The sequence below is a fragment of the Aquimarina amphilecti genome (assembly GCF_900109375.1).
GTDB classification, from domain to species: Bacteria; Bacteroidota; Bacteroidia; order Flavobacteriales; family Flavobacteriaceae; genus Aquimarina; species Aquimarina amphilecti.
This window is the reverse complement of sequence record NZ_FOAB01000002.1, coordinates 285987-309012: the sequence shown is the minus strand read 5'-3', so window position 1 is coordinate 309012 and position 23026 is coordinate 285987. Positions and strand designations below refer to the sequence as shown.

17 protein-coding genes and 1 other annotated feature are annotated in these 23026 nt (G+C 31.7%); of the genes, 9 read left to right on the top strand and 8 right to left on the bottom strand.

Annotated features, from left to right (window positions below; translation table 11 throughout):
* Positions 1-283 precede the first annotated feature (283 nt).
* Positions 284-399: a sequence feature (His leader region), on the bottom strand.
* Both BMY33_RS05675 and BMY33_RS05670 read right to left on the bottom strand, forming a co-directional pair.
* Positions 352-1761 (bottom strand): DUF5689 domain-containing protein, encoded by a 1410-nt coding sequence (locus BMY33_RS05675; RefSeq protein WP_139195596.1) that lies wholly within the window; start codon positions 1759-1761, stop codon positions 352-354. (Overlaps the previous feature by 48 nt.)
* A gap of 29 nt (positions 1762-1790) precedes the next feature.
* Positions 1791-4745, bottom strand: a complete 2955-nt coding sequence (locus BMY33_RS05670; RefSeq protein ID WP_091406535.1) for a TonB-dependent receptor — start codon at positions 4743-4745, stop codon at positions 1791-1793.
* 125 nt (positions 4746-4870) lie between these two features.
* Here BMY33_RS05670 and BMY33_RS05665 point away from each other — a divergent pair, with 125 nt between their 5' ends.
* Positions 4871-5926 (top strand): endonuclease/exonuclease/phosphatase family protein, encoded by a 1056-nt coding sequence (locus BMY33_RS05665; protein ID WP_091406534.1) that lies wholly within the window; start codon positions 4871-4873, stop codon positions 5924-5926.
* A 51-nt stretch (positions 5927-5977) separates the two neighbouring features.
* Here BMY33_RS05665 and BMY33_RS05660 read toward each other — a convergent pair whose 3' ends face one another.
* Both BMY33_RS05660 and BMY33_RS05655 read right to left on the bottom strand, forming a co-directional pair.
* Positions 5978-6259 (bottom strand): hypothetical protein, encoded by a 282-nt coding sequence (locus BMY33_RS05660; protein WP_091406532.1) that lies wholly within the window; start codon positions 6257-6259, stop codon positions 5978-5980.
* A 101-nt stretch (positions 6260-6360) separates the two neighbouring features.
* Complete coding sequence (locus tag BMY33_RS05655; protein ID WP_091406530.1) at positions 6361-8211, bottom strand: cation:proton antiporter; 1851 nt, start codon at positions 8209-8211, stop codon at positions 6361-6363.
* A 131-nt stretch (positions 8212-8342) separates the two neighbouring features.
* On the opposite strand from BMY33_RS05655, the gene BMY33_RS05650 reads away from it, so the two are divergent.
* The 8 genes from BMY33_RS05650 (at position 8343) to BMY33_RS05615 (ending at position 21000) form a co-directional block, all read left to right on the top strand.
* The gene (locus BMY33_RS05650; RefSeq protein ID WP_244542985.1) at positions 8343-9200 is read left to right on the top strand and encodes a universal stress protein; all 858 of its coding nucleotides are present in this window, start codon (positions 8343-8345) and stop codon (positions 9198-9200) included.
* Positions 9201-11459: a SulP family inorganic anion transporter gene (locus BMY33_RS05645; RefSeq protein WP_091406528.1), complete on the top strand. Its 2259-nt coding sequence runs from the start codon at positions 9201-9203 to the stop codon at positions 11457-11459.
* 43 nt (positions 11460-11502) lie between these two features.
* Positions 11503-12363, top strand: a complete 861-nt coding sequence (locus BMY33_RS05640; RefSeq protein WP_091406527.1) for an MBL fold metallo-hydrolase — start codon at positions 11503-11505, stop codon at positions 12361-12363.
* Positions 12347-14050 carry a S8 family peptidase gene (locus BMY33_RS05635; protein WP_244542984.1) on the top strand — a complete coding sequence of 568 codons (1704 nt, stop codon included), beginning with the start codon at positions 12347-12349 and terminating at the stop codon, positions 14048-14050. Before BMY33_RS05640 ends, BMY33_RS05635 begins: the two co-directional genes overlap by 17 nt.
* Before the next feature lie 11 nt (positions 14051-14061).
* The gene (locus BMY33_RS05630) at positions 14062-15894 is read left to right on the top strand and encodes a M1 family metallopeptidase (RefSeq protein ID WP_091406525.1); all 1833 of its coding nucleotides are present in this window, start codon (positions 14062-14064) and stop codon (positions 15892-15894) included.
* Positions 15895-16139: 245 nt separating this feature from the next.
* On the top strand, positions 16140-18854 hold the full coding sequence (locus BMY33_RS05625; RefSeq protein WP_091406524.1) for a T9SS type A sorting domain-containing protein: 2715 nt from the start codon (positions 16140-16142) through the stop codon (positions 18852-18854).
* 104 nt (positions 18855-18958) lie between these two features.
* Positions 18959-19339: a ribonuclease P protein component gene (gene rnpA / locus BMY33_RS05620; RefSeq protein ID WP_091406522.1), complete on the top strand. Its 381-nt coding sequence runs from the start codon at positions 18959-18961 to the stop codon at positions 19337-19339.
* A gap of 38 nt (positions 19340-19377) precedes the next feature.
* On the top strand, positions 19378-21000 hold the full coding sequence (locus tag BMY33_RS05615) for a S41 family peptidase (protein ID WP_091406521.1): 1623 nt from the start codon (positions 19378-19380) through the stop codon (positions 20998-21000).
* Between the two features lie 56 nt (positions 21001-21056).
* Here BMY33_RS05615 and BMY33_RS05610 read toward each other — a convergent pair whose 3' ends face one another.
* The 4 genes from BMY33_RS05610 to BMY33_RS05595 form a co-directional block, all read right to left on the bottom strand.
* The gene (locus tag BMY33_RS05610; RefSeq protein ID WP_170837015.1) at positions 21057-21506 is read right to left on the bottom strand and encodes a GNAT family N-acetyltransferase; all 450 of its coding nucleotides are present in this window, start codon (positions 21504-21506) and stop codon (positions 21057-21059) included.
* A 9-nt stretch (positions 21507-21515) separates the two neighbouring features.
* On the bottom strand, positions 21516-21947 hold the full coding sequence (gene rpiB, locus BMY33_RS05605) for a ribose 5-phosphate isomerase B (protein ID WP_091406519.1): 432 nt from the start codon (positions 21945-21947) through the stop codon (positions 21516-21518).
* Positions 21948-22526: 579 nt separating this feature from the next.
* On the bottom strand, positions 22527-22766 hold the full coding sequence (locus BMY33_RS05600) for a hypothetical protein (protein WP_027394514.1): 240 nt from the start codon (positions 22764-22766) through the stop codon (positions 22527-22529).
* A 55-nt stretch (positions 22767-22821) separates the two neighbouring features.
* Positions 22822-23004 carry a hypothetical protein gene (locus BMY33_RS05595; protein WP_091406517.1) on the bottom strand — a complete coding sequence of 61 codons (183 nt, stop codon included), beginning with the start codon at positions 23002-23004 and terminating at the stop codon, positions 22822-22824.
* Positions 23005-23026 lie beyond the last annotated feature (22 nt).

Sequence of the window (23026 nt, the reverse complement as noted above, 5' to 3'; positions counted from 1 at the left end):
TGAAGTCACTATATAGTGATAGATGACACAACCCTTCTTATAACGAAAATTTTCCCTTATCAAAATAGTAATCTCTTGTTTTTCAATAGTAGGATTTTTCGAATAATTAAATTTCCTTTTTGTTAGTTAGAAGCTCATACTCACAATTTATATAGTATAACTTATAGTTCTAATTTCACTAATACAATAAATTTAATGGATCAGAAACTCTGCAGGAGTTAAAAAAAGAGGATACCTTGTGTCCAATAATTAAACAAATCAATTTAATTATTCTTTTAAAACTAAATAAAAGCTCCCTGAAGAAATTCTTCAGGGAGCTTTTATTGTATTATTTTATAAACAAGAAACTACTTAGTTTCCGGAAATCTCTAAATTATCGATATGATATCTTGTAGTTGGTCCTGGATCTGCTCCTGCGTAACGAAATGCAATACGTACATTTCCATCAACACAAGAAATATTAATTGGCCCTACTCCTTCAAAACTTCCAAATGTACCACTTGGACCTGTTGGAATTGAAGCATCTAATTGAGACCATTCTGTAGTAGTTACATCACCGGTAAAATTATCGGTAATAAAAGCAGTAAGTATGTTACCATTGTCAAAATTAGCCTGAATATCAAAAGATAATTCTTCTGCTGTCGAAGCTGTTAAGTCAATCTCTGGTGTTACTAACCAAACTTCAAAAGGATTTTCACCTGAGCTAAATCCTGTAATCTGAGCATACTGATTACCACTAAAGCTTCCTACCACAAAGTCTAAAGTTCCACCTGTAGTATTTACATTTAACCATCCAGAATTTTCTAAATCACTAATACTTACTCCTGTAAAATCTTCTGCAAAAACTACATTTGCTCCTCCACTAGTTCCAGTGCATTCTAATACATCAGGATCACAACGGTTTTCATTGTCAAATACTAATCCTGTAGGGTTATTCAACACTAAGTTAAAAGTATCTCCAAAGAAATTTTTAGTTAAAACACCTTCAAAACTTCCTTGTTGTGTTGGTAAGGTTAATGATTTAAAATCAGCAAAAGTACTTGTGCTTAAAACTGCTGTAGCTCCGTTATCACAACTTTCTATATTTCTCTCTCCATCAAAATCATCACTTGGTTCTCCTGCAAACGTAAGAGGATCATCTCCTAATACGTCATTTCTATTAAACTGTAAATTGTTAATCTTAACATAAAGATTAGTAAGATCATCAGAAAAATCTTCGAAAGTAATTTCTAAAGGAGTAATCACAGCCATCTCCGCCGATCTTAAAATTATATCTTCCTGAGAAAAAGAAGGTATTTGATCTACTTCATCACTAGAAAGTACGCCAAGAGTTGCTACTCCATTTTCAGTTCCTATTGATAAACCTTCTAAGTCAATATATACTTTACGACCAAACTCATAACTTGTAAATAAAGGATTTACATCTATTAATACTCTTAATCCTGCTGTTGGAGTAGTTGGTGAATTCTGAATAACTAACTCTTCAAAAAAGTTACCTGCTTTATCACTTGATACTACATACCCTTCTAAATACTGATTTTCAACTTCAAAGGTGACTTTTGCTTCTGGCCCATCATCATTTTGCGCCTGTGCTAAATCTCCTAAAATACCACCTATTTGAACAAATGTACTATTTGCAGGAAATGTTGGTTCCTCTATAACCAATCCCGGAGTATTAAAATCATCATCTTGTACACAAGCAGTAAACGTAACTGCCAAAACCAAAATGCTTATTAGTTTCTTTAAATTATTTGAATTCATTTTATAATATTTTTTTGTTGTGTTCATCATTAAAATCTTACGTATACATTAAGGTAATACGAAGTACCAAATCCATAAAAGTATCTAGGTCCAAAAACAGGAGTTTCTCTCTGAGATTCTTCTACAGCCAATCTATAATTTGCATTTCTAGCTTGCTCAAAACCACCTGTTCTGTATTGCTTATCAAAAATGTTATTAATCGTTGCAAAGAATCCTATATAATAATCTTTAACTCTCCAGGACTTACCTCCTACTGCATTTACCAATATATAATCGTCAAACTGCTCTTGTCTTAATAAATCTCTTGCAATACTATCATCATAGTCATTAAATGGTAACCCATCAACATCTTGATTAAAGTTTGATGTTCTTGCAAAAGGGCTCACATCTATATAAGCATTAGAAAAATAATTAGCTGTAGTACCAAACCACCAGAAATTAGGATCTCTATACTCAAAACCTAATTGTGCAGCATTCTGCGGACCACCAGCAATACGATAATCTTTTAACGCTGATTTACCCTCGTATCGTGTACCATTCAACCCTTCGGTGATTGACTCTCCTAAAAATGAACTACTGGTACTTGCTAAAAATAAGTCAGGATTATTAGCATACGTAAATTGGCCTATTGCCGCAGCTCCTTTTAATTTAATCGTTGGTGTTATTTGATATTCTATTCCTAATTCTGCTCCAAAGTGTTGTTTATCTATTCCTGTAAGAATCTCCTGAACAAAACCTACATCAGAACCAGAAATTGCTTGAGTAAAAAAGAAAGATATATCAGTAGCATCTTCTATTTTAGTATAATATCCTGTCAATCTTGCTTTCAATTTAGGAGTTCTTAAAATATAACCAACATCAATAGATTGTACCTTTTCACTTTCCTGTGTTCCAGCAATAGATTCTTCTGCTTCTATTAATTGTGCAATTGTTCTATTGTTTTGTCTTGAATTAGCAAAAGAGTTGCGAATGGTTGGAGCTTTTGTAAAATAAGTTCCGTGAACATCTATTAGATTTCGTCCATTAATTTTATAAGTAAAACCTCCTTTAGCACCGTAATTAGTGAAATCTAATTTGTCACTTTTTCCAAAAGAACCTAAACGTCCTTCCCCAGGAAAATATCCATTTTCAAACAATCCTGTTCTCTGGTAAGTTGTTTGAGAAATATTTCCTCCTAAAAAGAAATCGATTTTATTTGTTTTAAACTGAGCCTGTGCAAAACCGCTTACAACATCTGCACCAATCTCATAATTATAATCATAACGATCACCAACACCAACCGTACGGTTACGATTACGTAAATCACTTTGCGCTCTGTCAGCTAATTCTTCTGGTGTAAAACCAAGATCTACCGGAACATCATTATCAATATTTGTCCCAAAAGAATCTACATCTAAAAATCTTGTTCCTCCTAATAGATCAAGAACTTCTGCAAAGTTTTCACTTTTTAACGTTCTATAATTAATAGCTCCGTTTATACTTATATTGTCTGTAATTTGGCTATTTAAAATAGAATTGAAACTCCATTGTGTATCGTCAATTCTATCTTCGTATAAAATATAAGTAGCATTAAGTCCTTGTTGCGCATTTAATTGATTTGCTTCTATTAACTGATTCCAATTTAACTGCCCATCTCTTACAAATGCTTGCTGTGCTAAGAAGGCATTTTGAAAATCAAGTGGTGTTGGATTTGGGTCACCTAAGAAAGAACTAGGTAAGTAGCTTTGATGAATTGGATTCGTATCTCTACTAGCTCCAGCTCCTGTATAGGTTTCTTGTCCATTAAAATTAACCAAATCAGTTCCTCCATTGTCCAAACGACTGTTTCCTATTTTACCTGTTTGGTATCCTACATTAGTATTCAAAGTAGTCTTATCAGTAATATTCCAGTAATGGTTTAACATAAATACTGGTTCCTCTATTTCACGTACTCTGGAGTTCTTCTTTTCTCCATCAAAATACCCCCAATTTGGATTATATTGTCTTCCTTTTAACCTAAATACTTCTTCAGTAATTGCAGTAGACCTTCCTCTTCGATTAGGTGTATAAAAACTGGTAAGGTTTATACTATGTTTATTATTAATCTTTTTCTCAACAGAAGCAAAGATTGAATTCGCATCATACAAAGTTCCTTCAATATAGCCTTCATTACCCATTCTACGCGCTAATGAAACCGTATATGCCCAACCATTACTCATTAATCCAGAGCTATAACTGGCCATCATTCTACCTGTATAACTTCTGTTAGAAGCGGCATAAGATATTCTACCTCCCTGACGATACTGAGAAGCTCTCATAATAATATTAGTAGATCCAGCTAGGTCTCCAAAAGTATAATCGTTAGCAGAAATTCCCATAGAAAACTCCTGATTACGTTGTACATCATTCAATCCTCCCCAATTACCCCATTGAGGTCTACCATCGTTAAGTTTGTTCATTTCAATTCCATTGATCAGTACTTTTGCATTTTCATTCCCAAGACCTCTTGGACGAAAAAATGTAGCGCTAAAATCAAAAGCTGCTGCACTAAGGAATACGTCTCTTGATGCTTGTAATAAACCTGATACATTGGCAGAGGCATCATCATCACCTTCATCTAGTTCATTATCAGTAAGACTTATAGTACCTATCTGTATTTGTTCTTGGTTTACATCATAGTCCAGATCTATAGTTTTTAGATCCAATACACTTCCTTCATTAATAATAATAGGATACCGTTTTGTTATATATCCATTTTTGGATAAAACTGCAATTTGTTCTCCCAAAGGTAATTGAACACTCCCAAAATCAAATTCCCCTGAAATATCAGTCATAGTAGAAACATTTGTTCCTTCAATAATAACTAACACTTCTGAAAGGTTTTCATTTGAAGATGCGTCAACAATTTTACCCTTTAATCCTGTTTGTTGTCCATAAGACATCCCAACAGAACTTAAAAAAATCATTAAAAAGAATAGATTCTTTTTGAGTTGTGACACTTTCATTAATAGTTGTTTTAGTTAAAAATTTAACATTTCTGCCGCGCAAAAGTACATGTTTTAAATAGAAAAGCTAATTTTGGCTCAAAATTTGGATTACATTTTACAATAAGTTAATAATCAATTAGATAATGAAATTAAAATATTTGCTTTCCATAACATTCTTATTATGCCCTTTGCTTGTTATTTTTTCTCAAGAAAAGAAAACATATAAAGTTAATACAATTGCTTTTTATAATGTTGAAAATCTTTTTGATACAGAAGATGATCCCATTACCTATGATGATGATAGAACACCTAATGGAAAAGATCATTGGACTGAGGACATCTATAAAGATAAGCTAAAAAATATGGCTAAAGTAATTTCTGAAATAGGTTCTGAGGTAACAAAAAATGCTCCCGCAATTTTAGGCGTGGCGGAAATAGAAAACAGAAAAGTACTAGAAGACTTAGCTAATGAACCAGCCCTTTTATCTAAAGATTACGGTATTGTTCAATTCGATTCTCCAGATCGAAGAGGTATAGATGTTGCATTACTATATCAGAAAGCACTATTTAGACCCATCAACACTAGTAAGCATGAACTATTGATATATAATACAAATGATGCTACTAAAAGAGTATATACAAGAGATCAATTATTAGTTAGTGGATACCTTGATGGAGATTTAATACATGTAATTGTCAATCATTGGCCATCGAGAAGTGGGGGTGAAGCTAGAAGTAGACGTAAAAGAGAAAAAGCTGCTGAACTAAATAAAAAGATTATTGATTCACTTTTTGATATAGATCCCTATGCTAAAATTATAACCATGGGTGATCTTAATGATGATCCTGATAACTCTAGTGTAAAAAAAGTATTGGCCGCTAAAGCTGAAAAAAAAGATGTAAAACTAAAAGGATTGTACAATCCGATGTATAATATGTCAAAAAAGGGAATAGGATCTCTTGCCTGGAGAGATAGTTGGAATTTATTCGATCAAATTATTGTTTCTAAAGGGTTACTAGATAAAGATTATAGTTCTTATAAATATTACAAAGCAGGAGTTTATAATAAAAACTATTTAGCCAACCCACGTGGTAGGTATAAAGGATATCCGTATCGTAGTTTTGCAAACGGTGCATATACCGGTGGATATAGTGATCACTTTCCTGTATATATATATTTAATTAAGGAAGATAAATAAAAAATGGAGGCAATTGCCTCCATTTTTATATATAATATTGTTACGACTATATTAGTTCGCAAGAGTTGAGCAATCATCAGGTAAAGCTGCAAGCTCATTTGTGTAAGCATCTGCTGCTCCACAGTCCGTAGATCTGTAAACATCAATAGCATTTTTAACAGCCTCACAAGCGGCAACAGTAGCATTATCGTCATATGCAGCTAAAGCTGCTACAACAGGTGCTCTAAGTTCCGAATCAATGGCGTCACAGGCAAAATCTACTACATCATCTTCTCCACAAGAAGTTAATCCTAAGGCCATTCCGAAAACAGCAACAAACATAAGTTTTTTCATAATTTGGGTTTTAAAAATTAAATTTTAAAAAGCCGAATATAGAGCATTAATTTATTATTAACAAAAAATTCTGTTAAATTTGTGTTGTTTGACGAAAATTCTTACTTTTCATCGAGTAGGTTTATTTCTTCTACGTCTATAGGTTTTCCTATATAAACTAAAAAACTATCCTCTTTGATCTCTTCCATTTTTTCACTGTAGGCAGATATAATTCTAATAGTGTTATCTGAATCTTTAATAAACAAAGGGATAATATCATCATCATGTTTAATTATATCAATTAATGAATCGTAATGTGACCTATCATCAATTTTAATTTCCTGAATACCGGGATACTTTTCAGCTAGATTCATTAACTTATCATAATCATCCGTATGAGAAAACAAACCTTCATTAGGGTTATTTTCTGGATCATTCATCTCTTCAGAACTAACCAATCTAAAAGATCCGTTTTCTCCAAACTGATCTCTAAATTGATTAATGGCAAACTTATTAATATCACTATTTCCTGTAAGGGCCATTAAAAATCCGACATCATTTAATTCTATATTATTTTTTAATTGATCATTATAAATACTTCCTTCTAAAGCATCCAAACCTAAACTCTTAGCTATTTTAACATTATCACGATTACTATCTACTAAAACTACATGTCGTTGGTTACTCTTTAAATAAGAAGCTATCAAGCGCGAAACTTTTGACGCTCCTATAATTAGTATACCTTCAGATCGTGTAAGAAATACACCTGCAACTTTAGCAAACAATCTTGCCGTTGTTGCATTAAGAAGAACCGTTCCAAGCACAATCATAAAAACTAATGGTGTAATATATTCTGCCTCAGGCACACCATTCTTAGCTAGTTTCAGACCAAATAAAGAGGCAATACCTGCAGCTACAATTCCTCTTGGACCTACCCAACTAATGAATAATTTTTCATTAATCTTAAGTCCTGAATTAATTGAACTGAGAAACACACCTAAAGGTCGGACAATAAAGACGACAGCTGCAAAAAGTAAAATAGCGTTCCAATTGAATATTAACTGTAATTCTTCAATATTGATATTGGCCGAAAGAAGAATAAATAATATCGAAATTAACAACACACTCAATGATTCTTTGAAGTACAATAATTCCTCAAAATTAGGAAGGTTAATATTACCTAATACCATACCCATAACCACTACAGATAATAAGCCTGATTCATGTGCAAAAACATCTGATAAGACAAAAACACCTAGCACTACTGCAAGAGTAAAAACATTCAATAAATAATGTGGTATTATCTTTTTCTTAATCCCAAAAGCCAATGCATAAGCAAAAGTGAAACCAAAAGTGAAACCAAACAAAACTATTTTACCGAACTCTATAAAAGCCTTTTTTGTAAACGCTTCTCCTTCTCCGACACTTATAAACTCAAAAACTAAAACTGCCACCAGAGCTCCAATAGGATCTATTAGAATTCCCTCCCACTTTAATACAGCAGAAATGTCCTTTTTTAATGGTATATTCCTCAAAATTGGAGTAATTACAGTTGGTCCCGTAACAATAATAAGAGATGAAAACAAAAAAGAAATAGGCCAACTTAGACCAAAAATAAAATGAGCTGCTAAACCTGCACCAAAAAAAGTTATTACTACCGCTACCGTAATTAACTTAAGAATTACAGGCCCAACATTTAAAATTTCATCTCTTCTTAAAGTTAAACCACCTTCAAAAAGAATAATACTGATGGCTAAAGAAACAAAGTAAAACAAACTCTCGCCAGGAAATAAACCTTCCACTCCATTATAAATGGGTTGTATTAACTTAGTGCCATCTCCAGTATAAAGAGTAGCAATAGGGCCTACCAAAAGCCCAATTAAAATAAGTGGTAAAATTGCCGGAATCTTAAATTTCCAAGCTACCCATTGCGCTAAAATTCCTAATATGATTATACCCGCTAGTTCTACCATGGTTTTATTATAATTATTACAATTAGCAAAATATGAGATTTTTTTTAAAAAATACATATCTCTTAGTCAATTTTATACTTCGGAAAATTAACAGTATATTCTGCCCCTGAAATTTTTAGACCCAAAATATATTGAACGAATTTTTAGATCATAAATTTAAAACCATACTTATAGGAGTTGCATTCTCCCCTAACCTTAAGAACAATGTATATGAAGCCATGCGGATGGTAGATTTCTTTGACTCTAATTTAATACTTGTACACGTAGGAACGAAAACAAAAGAAAAAGAAAACGCTATAAAAAAATTAATCTCAGGTTTTTCTGAAGATACTGAAAGAGTTAAAATAATTTGGCAAGAAGGAGACCCAGTAAATGTTATTATAAAAACTGCAAAACAAAACAACGCAGATCTTATTATGCTTGGAGCAACACCAAGAGAAGATTTTTTAAAGTTTTATATTGGATCTATTGCAAGAAAAATAACTCGAAATGCTCATTGCTCAGTTTTATTACTCATAAAACCTTCTGAGGATCTTAGACCTTGCCATCATGTAGTTGTAAATGGACTAAAAGATGATAAAACAAAACAAACCATTCTTTCCGCTTTTGAAGTTTCTCAAAATCTTGGAGCACAACAATTAACAATTGTAGAAGAAATATCTGAACAAGAAGTACATGTTATAGTACAAGATGACAAATCCCTTCTTAAGGCGACAAAAAGGAAAGAACAAATAACTAAAAAAGAACACCTTAGAGTTCAGGATATTCTTAACAACGTTCCTAAAGAACTTAAATCTAACTTGCATATAAAAACACAACCCATTTTTGGAAAAAGAGGATATTCTATTGGTCACTATGCACGAGTTATTGGCGCTGATTTATTAATAATGAACGCACCTGGGAAAACGACGTTTTTAGATCGAATTTTCCCACATGATCTCGAACATATTTTGACAGAATTACCAACCGATGTGTTAATAATTAGATAAATGAAAAATTTACAAAATAACGCATCTGGATTTTTATCCAGCTTACCCAAAAACATTTTTTCAGGTTTTGTTGTTTCTTTAATCGCGTTGCCACTTGGACTAGGTTTGGCTTTGGCATCAGAAGCTCCACCAATATCAGGAATAATAGCTGCTATTGTTGGAGGAATAATAGTCTCTGTTTTTGGAGGTTCTAATGTAACCATAGCAGGTCCAGGTAATGGATTGGTAGTGGTTTTATTAGGAGCAATTACCACCCTAGCTGATGGAGATTTATTTCAAGGATATCTTTTTACGCTTGCAGCAATTATATGCTCTGGTGTTTTAATGATTCTTATAGGGTTATTACGTTTAGGAATATTAGGTGATTTCTTTCCTTCTTCTGCTATTCAAGGTATGTTGGCAGCAATTGGTATTAGTATTTTTGCAAAACAATTTCACGTAATGTTAGCTAATACAGGTGCAAAAGGAGATACTATCTCTCTTCTTTTAGACATTCCTAATAGTATAATTTCATTATTTTCTCCTGAATATTATCATCTTGTAATTGCTGCTGTAGTCGGTATAATTAGTTTACTAATAATGATCTTTTATGGGAAAATTCGAAATAAATATCTTCAATTAGTTCCGGCTCCAATGTGGATCGTTTTGTTAGTAATTGGTTTAAGTTATTATTACGAGTTTTTTTCATCGGAAACCTATCCGATAAACGACTCTCTTCTTGTTCAGATCCCCAATAAAGTCTTTTCAAGTTTTCCTTCGCCAGATTTTTCATCAATACTTGAGCTTAAATTTATTGGAGTTGTTATAGCAATCACATTAATTTCCAGTATAGAATCTCTATTAAGCATTAAAGCAGTTGATAAGTTGGACCCCGAAAAAAGAAGATCTAATACCAATAAAGATCTAACAGCTCTAGGGATAGCTTCAATTGTAAGTGGTTTTCTGGGAGGATTAAATGTAGTAACCGTTATTGCTAGAAGTTCTGTAAATGTAAATAATGGTGGTAGTAATAGATCAGCTAATTTTTTCCATTCAGTATTCCTTATATTGTTTGTAGTATTATTCCAAGATCAGTTAAGCAGAATTCCACTTACAGCATTAGCAGCAATTCTAGTATTTACAGGTTATAAACTAGCTGCACCAAGAAACTTAAGAGATGCCGCCAAAATTGGTAAAGAACAATTTATTATTTTTTCAGCTACCATAATTGGTACGATCACCACAAATTTAATTAGTGGTATTTTTATTGGTATTCTAACTACATTAATCATTCATTTTATACTTAACAAAAGTATTATGCTTTTTGCAAGAAACCTCTTCAAACCAAATGTTCTTATGTTTAAAGAAGAGGTAAACGGTACTTATTTCGTAAGTGTAAAGAATTTTTCAAGTTTTCTTAATTATTACAAACTAAAAAGAAACCTAGATTCAATTCCTGAAGATGGTGATGTTGTTGTCGATTTTTCTCATTGTGATTTTGTTGATTACACGGTACAAGAAAACCTCATTGGTTATCAAGGAACTTTTCTTAGAAAAGGTGGTTCTTTTGAGATTACTGGTCTTGACAAACACGGTACGGCATCTGAACATCCGCTTGCTGTAAGAAGTCTTGTTTCTATTTCTAGAAAGTTTAAAATTGGAGCTAATCTCACAAAAAGACAAGAAGACCTTCAAAAAATAGCACATGATTTTTCTTGGAATTACAACCCTAAAAAACAAGAAAACATAAGTTCCCTTAATAATTTTCTATTTTTCAAAATCAAAAAAGTAAAATATATCTATAACAGTATATTTAATGAAAATTCTTCTTTCGAAATTTCGGATGTTGAGTTTTCAGAGGGTGAATTTATTGCGAGAAAAAACATTAGAACAACATTTTTAACCATTCATCTAAAAAAGGAAATACCAGTCTTTACTTTAGATCGAGAAGGTTTTATTGAGTTTGTCTATAAAATTGCTGGGTTTAAGGACATTTTGATCGAAAATCATCCAGACTTTTCTAAACGTTTTTATCTTTTAGGAGAAGATATAGAACAAATTAAATTATTTTTTACAGATGAATTGGTCTTGTTTTTTGAAAGTAATTCATACTATCATATCGAATCCAATGGACGAACTCTTTTATTAATGAGAAAGGAACGTGTTGCAAGTGTAAAAGAAATTAAAGCCCTATTAGATTATGGAATTCGATTAGAAAAAATTATTTCTCAAATCAATTCTGATGAAATATTGTTAAAAAGTCTACAAATTAAATCCTGATCCTTAGCATTTTTTCTATTTTGCAAAGATTTTTATACCAATTATGAAATTACATGCTGTAAAAGCAGGAAACTTTAAACTTGATGGTGGCGCCATGTTTGGTGTCGTTCCCAAAGTCCTGTGGAATAAAACCAATCCCGCTGATTCTAATAATCTAATAGATATTGCTGCAAGATGTTTATTAATTGAAGATGGAGATCGATTGATTCTTATTGATTCTGGGATGGGAAATAAACAGTCCGACAAATTTTTTGGATATTATTCTCTCTGGGGTGACGATAGTTTAGATAAATCTCTTAAAGAAAAAGGGTTTAACAGAGATGATATTACAGATGTTTTTATTACACATTTACATTTTGACCATTGCGGAGGTGTTGTACAATGGAATAAAAACAAAACAGGATATGAAGTAGCTTTTAAAAATGCTAAGATATGGAGTAATAATAATCATTGGGATTGGGCCACAGAACCAAATGCTAGGGAAAAAGCCTCTTTTTTAAAAGAAAATATTCTTCCAATTCAAGAAAGTGGGCATCTTCATTTTGTTTCTAGAACAGGAGAAACATTTCAAAAAAACACTGAATTGGGTTTTGGCGTATTATTTGTAGATGGTCACACAGAAAAACAAATGATCCCACATATAAAATATAAAGAAAAAACGATTGTGTTTATGGCAGATCTACTGCCTACAGCCGGTCATGTTCCACTACCCTATGTTATGGGGTATGATACTAGGCCATTACTAACATTACCTGAGAAAAAATTATTTTTGGAAAATGCGGCCTTAAATAATTGGTATCTGTTTATGGAACACGATGCACATAATGAATTAATTACCGTACAACAAACTGAAAAAGGTGTACGATACAAAGAAACTTTTACTTGTAATGAAATATTTAATTAAAAATTCTATGATTGCCAAGTCTAATAAATTACTCGTTGCCTCGATTACTTCTTCAATATTACTAAGTAGTTGTGGTGCTCCTTCGATAGTTTCCACTCCAATAGAAAATATTGATACAATTCCGTTAAAAAATGTAGTATTAACAGAGACTCAATTAAAAAACTGGAACTCTGCTGATTTAACAAAGGACACTATTCCAGGAATGAGTGTGGATAGAGCGTATAATGAGTTAATCAAAAACAAACAAGGCCAAACTGTAATTGTAGGAGTTATTGATAGTGGTGTTGATATTGAACACGAAGATCTAGACGGTGTAATCTGGTCAAACCCTAAAGAAATTAAAAATAACGGAAAAGATGATGATCAAAACGGATATGTAGATGACATTCATGGTTGGAATTTTCTTGGAGATTCTGAAAATGAAAATTTAGAATATACCAGAATTGTAAAAAAATTAAAACCTAAATATACAGGTAAAAACTTAGCTTCAGTTGATGCTTCTGATAAAGAAGAATATCAAATGTATATTGAAGCTAAAGCTGAATTGGAAAAAGAATACCAACAAGCAATTGGCAGTAAAACACAATATGAACAGATCTTACAACAAGTAAAACCGTCTCATAAAAAAATTAGTTCAGTAATTGGTAAAGAAAATTATTCTCAACAAGAATTACTTGCCATAAAAGCTGATACTCCAGAAATGCAACAACATGTTGCTTTACTTTCTCATATGTTTGGTTTTCTGGAAGAAGGCGATACTATACCAGATTTTATTAAAAACTTAGATGATGGTGTTGATTATTTTACAGAACAATTAAACTACCACCTTAATGTAGATTTTGATGGAAGAACAAAAGTTGGTGATAATGTAGATGATGTAGCTGATACTAATTACGGAAATAATAATGTAATGGGACCAAACCCGGATAAAGAAGGCATAAAGCATGGAACCCATGTTTCTGGAATTATAGCTTCAGAGCGTAATAATGGAAAAGGAGTTAATGGTATAGCAAAAAATGTAAAGATTATGGCAATCAGAGCTGTCCCTAACGGTGATGAATATGATAAAGATATTGCATTAGCAATTAGATATGCCGTAGACAATGGTGCTAAAGTTATAAACACAAGTTTTGGTAAATACTATTCTACACATCCAGAATGGGTTAGAGAAGCTGTTATATATGCAGGAGAAAAAGATGTGTTAATTGTTAATGCGGCTGGTAATGAAGGGTTAGATTTAGATCAGAAAAAAGTATACCCTAATGATCAAACAGATAATTCATCTGAAATTTCTAACAATTTTATTACAATAGGTGCTCTAAACTATGAATATGGCTCTAATCTTGTTGCTAATTTCTCCAATTATGGAAAAAATAATGTAGATGCTTTTGCTCCTGGAGTTAAAATATGGGCTACTACCCCGTCTAATACTTACGAGTATCTCCAAGGAACATCCATGGCTGCTCCAGCAGTTTCTGGCGTTGCGGCTCTTATTAGATCTTATTACCCAAAATTAAAAGCTTCTCAAGTAAAACAAATATTAATGGATAGTGGATTAAGTACAACCTCAACTGTAATGGTTGGTGGAGATTCGACTAAATCTAATAAGTTTACAGAATTATCTAAATCTGGTAAAATGGTAAACTTATATAATGCCTTGATTTTGGCTGAAAAATTATCTAAATAAAAAACAATAAAATGATCTCTAAAATATTCTCTATTGGATTTTTATTATCCGTTTTAGGTGTTTCGGCACAAAATAATACCAGCTACTGGCAACAACATGTTGATTATAAGATGAACGTAGACATGAATGTTGAAAACTACCAGTACAAAGGAACACAAGAACTTGTATATACAAACAATTCACCTGATTCATTATATCAAGTATTTTATCACCTATATTTTAATGCGTTTCAGCCAGGAAGTGAAATGGATGTACGTTCAAGAAATATTGAAGATCCAGATCCAAGGGTAATGGATAGAATTAGTAAACTTACTCCAGAAGAAATAGGGTACATAAAAATATCTTCTTTAAAACAAAATGGAAAAAAAGTAACCTATAAAGTAGCAGGAACTGTTCTAGAAGTTCAACTCAATAAGCCTATTGCTCCTGGAGAAAAAACTACATTTTCTATGAGTTTTGATGGTCAAGTTCCTAATCAAATACGCCGTTCTGGACGTAATAGTAAAGAAGATATAGCATTATCAATGACACAATGGTATCCTAAAATGGCTGAGTATGATTTTGAAGGTTGGCACGCTGACCCTTATATCGCTCGAGAATTTCATGGTGTATGGGGTAACTTTGATGTTACTATAAATATTGATAAAAATTATATAATAGGAGGTTCAGGTTATCTTCAAAACCCACAAGAAATAGGGTATGGTTATGAAAAACCCGGAACTAAAGTAAAACGTAAAGGAAAAAAACTTTCTTGGCACTTTATCGCCCCAAATGTACACGATTTTACTTGGGCAGCTGATCCAGAATATATACATGATGTAGTTCAAGTTCCCAACGGACCTGTACTTCATTTTTTATATAAAAACAAAGAAGAATATCTAGAAAACTGGAAGAAATTACAACCTAAATCTGTAGAGCTAATGAAATATTTTAGTGCTACAATTGGAAAATATCCGTATGATCAATACTCAATTATCCAAGGAGGAGATGGAGGGATGGAATATGCAATGTGTACTTTAATTACAGGTGGAAGAAATTTTGGAAGTTTAGTAGGGGTAACCGCTCACGAAATGGCTCATGCTTGGTTTCAACATATCCTAGCTACCAATGAAGCTAAACACGAATGGATGGATGAAGGTTTTACCAGCTATATTTCTACACTAGCAATGAATGAGGTAATGCAACAAAATAAAAAAAACCCTATGGCAGGAATGTATCAAGGATATTTTCAATTAGCTACTTCTGGTATAGAACAACCACAATCTACACATGCTGATCGTTATACAAGAAATGGTGCTTATGGTGCTTCTGCATATGCTAAAGGAGCTGTTTTTATGGCACAACTTGGATATGTTATTGGAAATGAAAATTTATCAAAAACAATTCATAAATACTTCGATAAATGGAAATTTAAACATCCTGCACCTAATGATTTTAAAAGAGTAGCGGAAAAGGTATCAGGAATACAATTAGATTGGTATCTTACTGATTGGACTCAAACCACAAATACAGTAGATTACGGAATAAAAGATGTTTCAGAAAAAGAAAATACTACTTCAATTACGCTAGAACGACTTGGGTTAATGCCAATGCCTATTGATCTGTATGTAGAATATATGGATGGAACCAAAGAATCTTTCTACATTCCTTTAAGAATGATGAGAAAAGATAAAAACAATCCATTTCCTGATATGAATCGTACAATTTTATCTGATTGGGCATGGACCAACCCAAACTATTCACTAGATATATCTAAACCTAAATCTAGTATAAAGTCAATTGAAATTGACATTACTAAACAAATGGCTGATGTAAATAGTAACAATAATAGTTTCTCTCAATAAATAATAGTTTACTTAAAATATTCAAAAAAGACCCCTACATAAATATTTATGTAGGGGTCTTTTTTGAATATTGACTCTAAGTCGTTTAATGTTAAATAAATGAGATCATTGTTTTTTTGTTAAAAAAGCCCTTATTTTGGGCTTCTTTAATATTTTATTATGATTTTTTAGGGTTTTAAATTACTTAACTGTTATATATAAGTATTATTAAAAGAAAAATTGTTAGTATAATTAAATTATTACGTATGAAAAAAGGAAAACTACTTATACCTATTTCGGTAGTCTTGATTTCTCTTGTAGCCCTTGTTACTTATTTTAACAAAGAGCAAGACATTAAAAATCAAACTAGCAAAAAATTTGTTTCTCTTAAAAAAGAAAAAAAGAAAAAAAAGACGATGGAAGAACGTCGTCGCTTTACGGAAGAAAGATGGAAACATGAATTTGACCTTCAGGTAAATCCTAATACAGGTAAAATTCCACAAGAAGAAAAAGAAAAAGAAGCTCTCTTTGCTAGAGATATGATGTCTAAATCTATTTCTAAAAATGCTAAAAGAGCAAGTGACGCTACGTTTATATCTAGAGGACCTTCTAATCTTGGTGGTAGAACTCGTTCTTTAGTGATTGATAGAACAGATGCTACTAGTAACACAATTATTGCAGGAGGAGTAAGTAGTGGAGTTTTTAGAACAACAGACGGAGGAGCAAGTTGGACTAAAGTTTCATCTAATAATGAAATCCATAATGTAACTACAATAGTTCAAGATCCTAGAAGTGGTTTTGAAAATATTTGGTATTATGGAACAGGAGAAAGTCAAGGTAATTCTGCTTCTGCTTCTGGCGCTACTTTTTTAGGTCAAGGAATATGGCAATCTACTGATAGTGGTTTAACTTGGAATCAATTACCAAGTACTGCTTCTGTACAAGAAGAAAGTGATTCTCCTTTTGATTTTATGTATAAAATTGCTGTGCATCCAACTACTGGTGATCTATACGCTGGTGCTGGTGGAGCAATAAGAAGATTTGATGGTACAACTTGGACTGTTGAACTAGATTCTGGAGGAAATTTCTTTTCTGATTTAGCAATTACTAGTACAGGAATTGTATATGCTGCATTTTCCGGTAGTTCTGCTACAACTAATGGAGTATGGCAATCACCAACAGGTGTTGGTTCTTATACAAGAATAGGATCAAACACAACTCCTGGCTTTGGATCAAACGGAAGAATAGTGGTAGCAGTAGCACCTTCAAATGAAGATGTTGTTTATGCGTTTCATTCTTCTAACGGAACATTTGAAGCAGGTTTATGGCAATGGAATGATAGTTCTGATAGTTGGGTGGATAGAACTAATACAATGCCTGATGAACCAGATCCAGATCCAGGTAACCCTGATACTGTAGCTGATCTTGCGGGAAATGATCCTATAGCAATACAAGGAGGTTATGATCTTGTAGTAAATGTAAAACCTGATAATGAAAATTTTGTCGTTATTGGTGGAACGAATGCATACAAAATAGAAAATATAACTACAGATCCTATGTTTGTTAGAATTGGAGGTTATGTTAGTAATCAAAGCTATGGTTTATACAACCTTGGTGGTGGTGATTCACATCATCCAGATATTCATGCCCTAGAATTTGATCCTAATAATCCAGATATTTTGTTTAGTGGTACAGATGGAGGTGTTCATAGAGCTGATGCAACAGCTGCTATTGTTGCTTGGACTAATTTAAATAATAATTATCAAACCTATCAATATTACAATGTAGCGACGGATCCAGAAGCAAGTTCAAATATTGTAATTGGAGGAGCTCAGGATAATGGTACTACAGCTGGAGGGTTTGATGCCAGTCCTGATCTTACTACTATGTCTACTCAATTCGGTGGAGATGGAGTTGCAGTAGCTATATCACGAGATAATGATTGTGTTCCTTTCTTTTTAGGTGTTCAGAATGGTCGAATTTTTAGAGATTGTCCTGATGGAGGAGAAATTACTCCTACTGGAGCAACTAGCCAATTCGTAACCTATTTCTATATGGACCCTAGTAATAACAATGCATTATACTATGCCGGTAGAGATATTTTATATAGAACTGATGCATCTAGTGCCGTTACATCTGCAACTTGGACAGATTTAGGTGCAGTACGCTCTGGAGAAAATATTAGACAAATGGTAGCTAGCTGGGGCGCTTATAGTACAGATAGTTATTTATTCATAGGTCTTGATTCTGGATCATTATTTAAGTTAAACGACCCTTTAAATAGAACCTTATCTTCGTTAAGAAATGTTACACCACCAGGTGCTTCTGGTGTAGTTAGTGGTATTGCAGTGAATCCAAATAATAATGATATTGCCATGGTTACATATTCTAACTATGGTGTTACCAATATTTTTGTAACAACAAATGCCACTGCTGGTAGACCTACTTGGACTGTGGCAGAAAGAAACCTAGATGCATTTTCTATACGTTCGGCTGCAATTACAGAAGTAGGTGGTGAAGTAAGATATTTTGTGGGTACTGCTAGAGGATTATACAGTTCTACAGATCCAGTTAACGAAGATTGGGAAATAGAAGCTCCAAATCAAATTGGTTTTGCTGTTGTAAGTGCTTTAGCGTATAAGCCTTCTAACAATAAACTTTTAATAGGTACTCACGGTAATGGTATGTATGAAGCAACCTTAGAAACATCAACGCTTTCTGTAGTTGATCAACCTAATATTGTAAATTCTATTAAAGCTTGGCCTATTCCTACTAATAATGTATTAAATGTTGTAGTAGAAAATTCATTCGTAGAAGGTGATTTGGATTATACAGTTTTCAGTATTACCGGAAAACAATTAAAAAATGGTGTGCTAAATAGTAATAAACAAATTAATGTTAATGATTTAGCTCAGGGTAATTATATTTTACAATTAAACTCTGCTTCTGAGCAAAAAGCAATTGTTTTTAACAAGAAATAAATTTTTTAAAATTTATAAATTAAATCCGGCGTTAAACTAATAACGCCGGATTTTTTTATTTACAAAATATTCATTTCAAATCTTATCAGTACTTTTACCCAATAATGAAAGCGACTTTTGGTATAAAGGAAAGACTGAAAAGCAAAAAAGAAATAGAACTTCTTTTTTCTGAAGGCAAATCAATTGCTAAATACCCTATTCGACTTATCTATAGAGAAGCTACTACAGAAAAAAATTTCACAATCCAGACCGCTGTTTCTGTTAGTAAACGTAATTTTAAAAAGGCTCCAGATCGTAATCGTATTAAACGTTTGTTACGCGAAAGTTATAGAAAAAATAAGTATCTTGTAAGCAAGAACACCACCCATCACTTTACTTTTATGTTTTTATATACTGGCAATAAAATGCCAGATTCTATAATTGTTGAATCTAAAATAAAAGAAATATTACAGAAGTTCATTAGTAAAGAAATTGAAAAACAATAGTTTTCAATTTCTTATTGCTAGTAATAAAGATCAAACATATGAAAAAGAAAATTCTTTATCCTGCTCTTGCACTTATTTTGCTGCTATCCACGGTAAGTTTTAAATCCGATTTTTTTGAAATCGCAAAACAAATCGAAATTTTCACTACAATGTTTAAAGAATTAAACATGAATTATGTAGATGAAACAAATCCTGCAGAACTTATGGATACTGCTATTAAAGCTATGTTAGACGATCTTGATCCATATACAAAATATTGGAATGAACAAGATGTAGAAGCTTCTAAAATTAGAAATGCCGGAGAATATACAGGTATAGGAGCTTCTGTAAAAACTGTAAAAGACAAAATAATTATTGTAGAACCTTATAAAGATTACCCAGCTGATAAAGCTGGTCTTAAAGCCGGAGACAAAATTATTAAAATTGGTGATGTAGTTGTGTCAGATTTTGAAGAAGATGCCGGAGAACTACTTAAAGGAGCTAGTGGAACTGAAGTAGAAATTACTTACAAAAGACAAAATCAAACAAAAAATACAATTCTAACTCGTGAAGAAATCGAGGTAAAAGCTGTTCCATTTTCTACATTATTAGATGATAACACTGGATATATTGTTTTATCCAAATTTAATAATAAAGCCTCATTAGAAACCATAGCTGCATTAAAAGACCTAAAAGCTAAAGGTGCAGATAAAATAATTCTTGATCTTAGAGGTAATCCAGGAGGGCTACTTAGCGAAGCTATAAATGTAACGAACATATTTGTTCCAAAAGGTGAGTTAATCACAACAACCAAATCAGTAGTAAAAAAATATAACAAAGAGTATTTTACGAAAAAAACACCTATAGATACTGATATTCCTTTGGTAGTCCTAGTAAATGGTAGGAGCGCTTCTGCTAGTGAGATTGTCGCGGGGAGTATTCAGGATTTGGATAGAGGAGTTGTTATTGGCGCAAGAAGTTTTGGAAAAGGATTAGTACAACGTCCTAAAAAATTAACCTACGGTACACAATTAAAAATAACTATTTCTCGCTATTATACACCTAGTGGAAGATGTATTCAAGCTTTGGACTACTGGAATCGTGATGAAAATAATAAAGCCGTGCGAATTAATGAACAAGATTTTAAAGCCTTTAAAACAAAAAATGGAAGAACAGTATATGATGGTGGTGGAATTCAGCCAGATATCGAACTAGAAACTTCAAAATTTAGTAATATAACAACTTCATTACTTCAATCAGATGCCATATTTGATTATGGAACAAAATATTATTACAGTCACCAAAATATGGATATTAATAATTTTAAACTTACTGATAAAGATTATGAAGATTTCAAAATTTTTGTCAAACAAAGTGGATTTAATTATGAGACCGAGACTGAAAAATCACTTAGAAAATCTCTACAAGTTGCTAAAAAAGATAAATTAGATGCTGATATCTCCGATAGTTATAATGCATTAATTGCAACGATAAAAGTTTCTAAAGAGAAAGGATTGGATACTTATAAAACTGAAATTCAAAATTTACTTACAGATGAGATTGTAAAACGTTATGCATATAGAGAAGGTTTGTATGACTACTATATTTCGCATAACCCGGAAATTCAAAAAAGTAAAGAAATTTTAAGTAATAAAAATAAATATGAGAAAATTTTAAAATAATTTAAATATTCTTTATAAATAAAAAGCCAACTATAATATAGCTGGCTTTTTATTTACTAAACTCTTATCATAGCAATATGAGGAATACCATCTTCTAAATATTCTTCTCCTATTTGCTTAAAATTATGTTTCTCATAGAATTTTTTTAGATAACACTGTGCAGATATTTTAATATCATTCTTCTTATATAACTCTTTTATTGCTTCAATACTTTTCTTTATTAAATCATGCCCATAACCATATTTTCTTTCAGTTTCTGATACCACAACTCTACCAATACTTGCTTCTTCAAAATAATCCCCAGCATCGAAAATTCTTGTATACGCTACAATATTATTATTTTTATAACCAATAACATGAAGTGCTTTTTGATCTTTATTATCAACATCTTGATAAACACAATCCTGTTCTACAACAAAAACCTCAGCACGTAAACGTAAAACATTATATAATTCAGATGTAGAAAGTTCATCAAACCTTTTTGTCAGAAAAAGAATATCACTCATATAAAAGTTTTAGCACATAGAAATTTTTTCTACTCTATTTTGATGTCTACCTCCTTCAAAATCAGTTCCTAAAAATGTCTTCACCATTTCTATAGCTTGCGGTAACGACGTAAATCTAGCTGGAATACTTATAATGTTAGCATTATTATGTAATCTAGTTAATTCAGTGATCTCTTTAGTCCAACATAAACCCGCACGTACATTTTTATATTTATTAGCTGTCATCGAAACACCATTTCCACTACCACATATTAATATTCCAAAATCAACAGCATTCGTATCTACATCTTTTGCAACCGGGTGAACAAAATCGGGATAATCTACACTACTATTTTCATCAGTACCATAATTTACAACCTCTATTCCCTGAGATTTCAAATATGTTATTATCTCAAATTTATATTCAGTGCCTGCGTGATCATTTCCAATAGCTATTTTCACAACTTTTAAATTTTAAATTATTTATAGAATTTTTCAGATTACTTATTAATGACAAAGATAATTCAAACAAAAAAAGTAAAGTTCAAAAAACCAACAAATTACCTTAATGTTACCCCAATGTTAATAACTCCCTATAGTCTGTTAACATTAGATGTGAATAAATAGTTCTTAAAATTGAGAAACTTTTTTTGGTGATTTTAATTATTATTCGAATACAGGATTACTTATCATAAATCAAAATTTATTACCATCTTTTTCTTGCGAAGTTTTTAAACATTAATTCATTGTTATCAACTATGGTTTTTCCGTAAAAATATTAATAAAAATATGTGTTTATAAACTATCAACAGTTGTTAATTAAAATCTAGTTTTATAAGATTTTCAATCATTTAACCATGTTATATGTTGTTAATATAGTTGTGAAAAATCAATCTAACTTAATAAACAACTAAAATTTAAAAAAGTTATACCGCTATCAACACTACATAATAATCACTATTTTATTTTTTAAATTTAAAGAAAGAAAAAGTATTATATATAATATATGTTGACAACTATTAAATTATAGAAGTATTAGAATTAAATAATTCTTAAATGGGAATTAGAGTTAAGATCGTCGATTATTTCTTGAACTCTTATTTTATCTTTTGAATGAATTTTTAGATTAATTCCTCCTAGTGCATTGGAGTAAAATGGAAAAACTCCTATCATTGTTTCATTTTCAAAAAAATAAGAAATTCCTTCTCTTTCCAAAAGAAGTCGTAATATTGCATAATCGTTTGGATAAGTAAAGGTTGCAATTGTAATAAAATCTTTCATAAAAATAATCCAGGTAATAGATTATCTAAATATACAAATTATCTAAAAAAAAGAATTAGTTGATTTGTGTAGCTTCCTTATCAGAATGTATACCTCCATTGATTTCTGATTTTTCGTTGGTATCTGTTTTCTGATCCATAGTATTTCCTATATAAACTGTAGAATAATATATACCCACTAAAAATATTAGTAAGAATAGGAATATAATCTTATGAATTTTTTTGATTTTACGTATCATACACTTTACCCTAAACGAATAA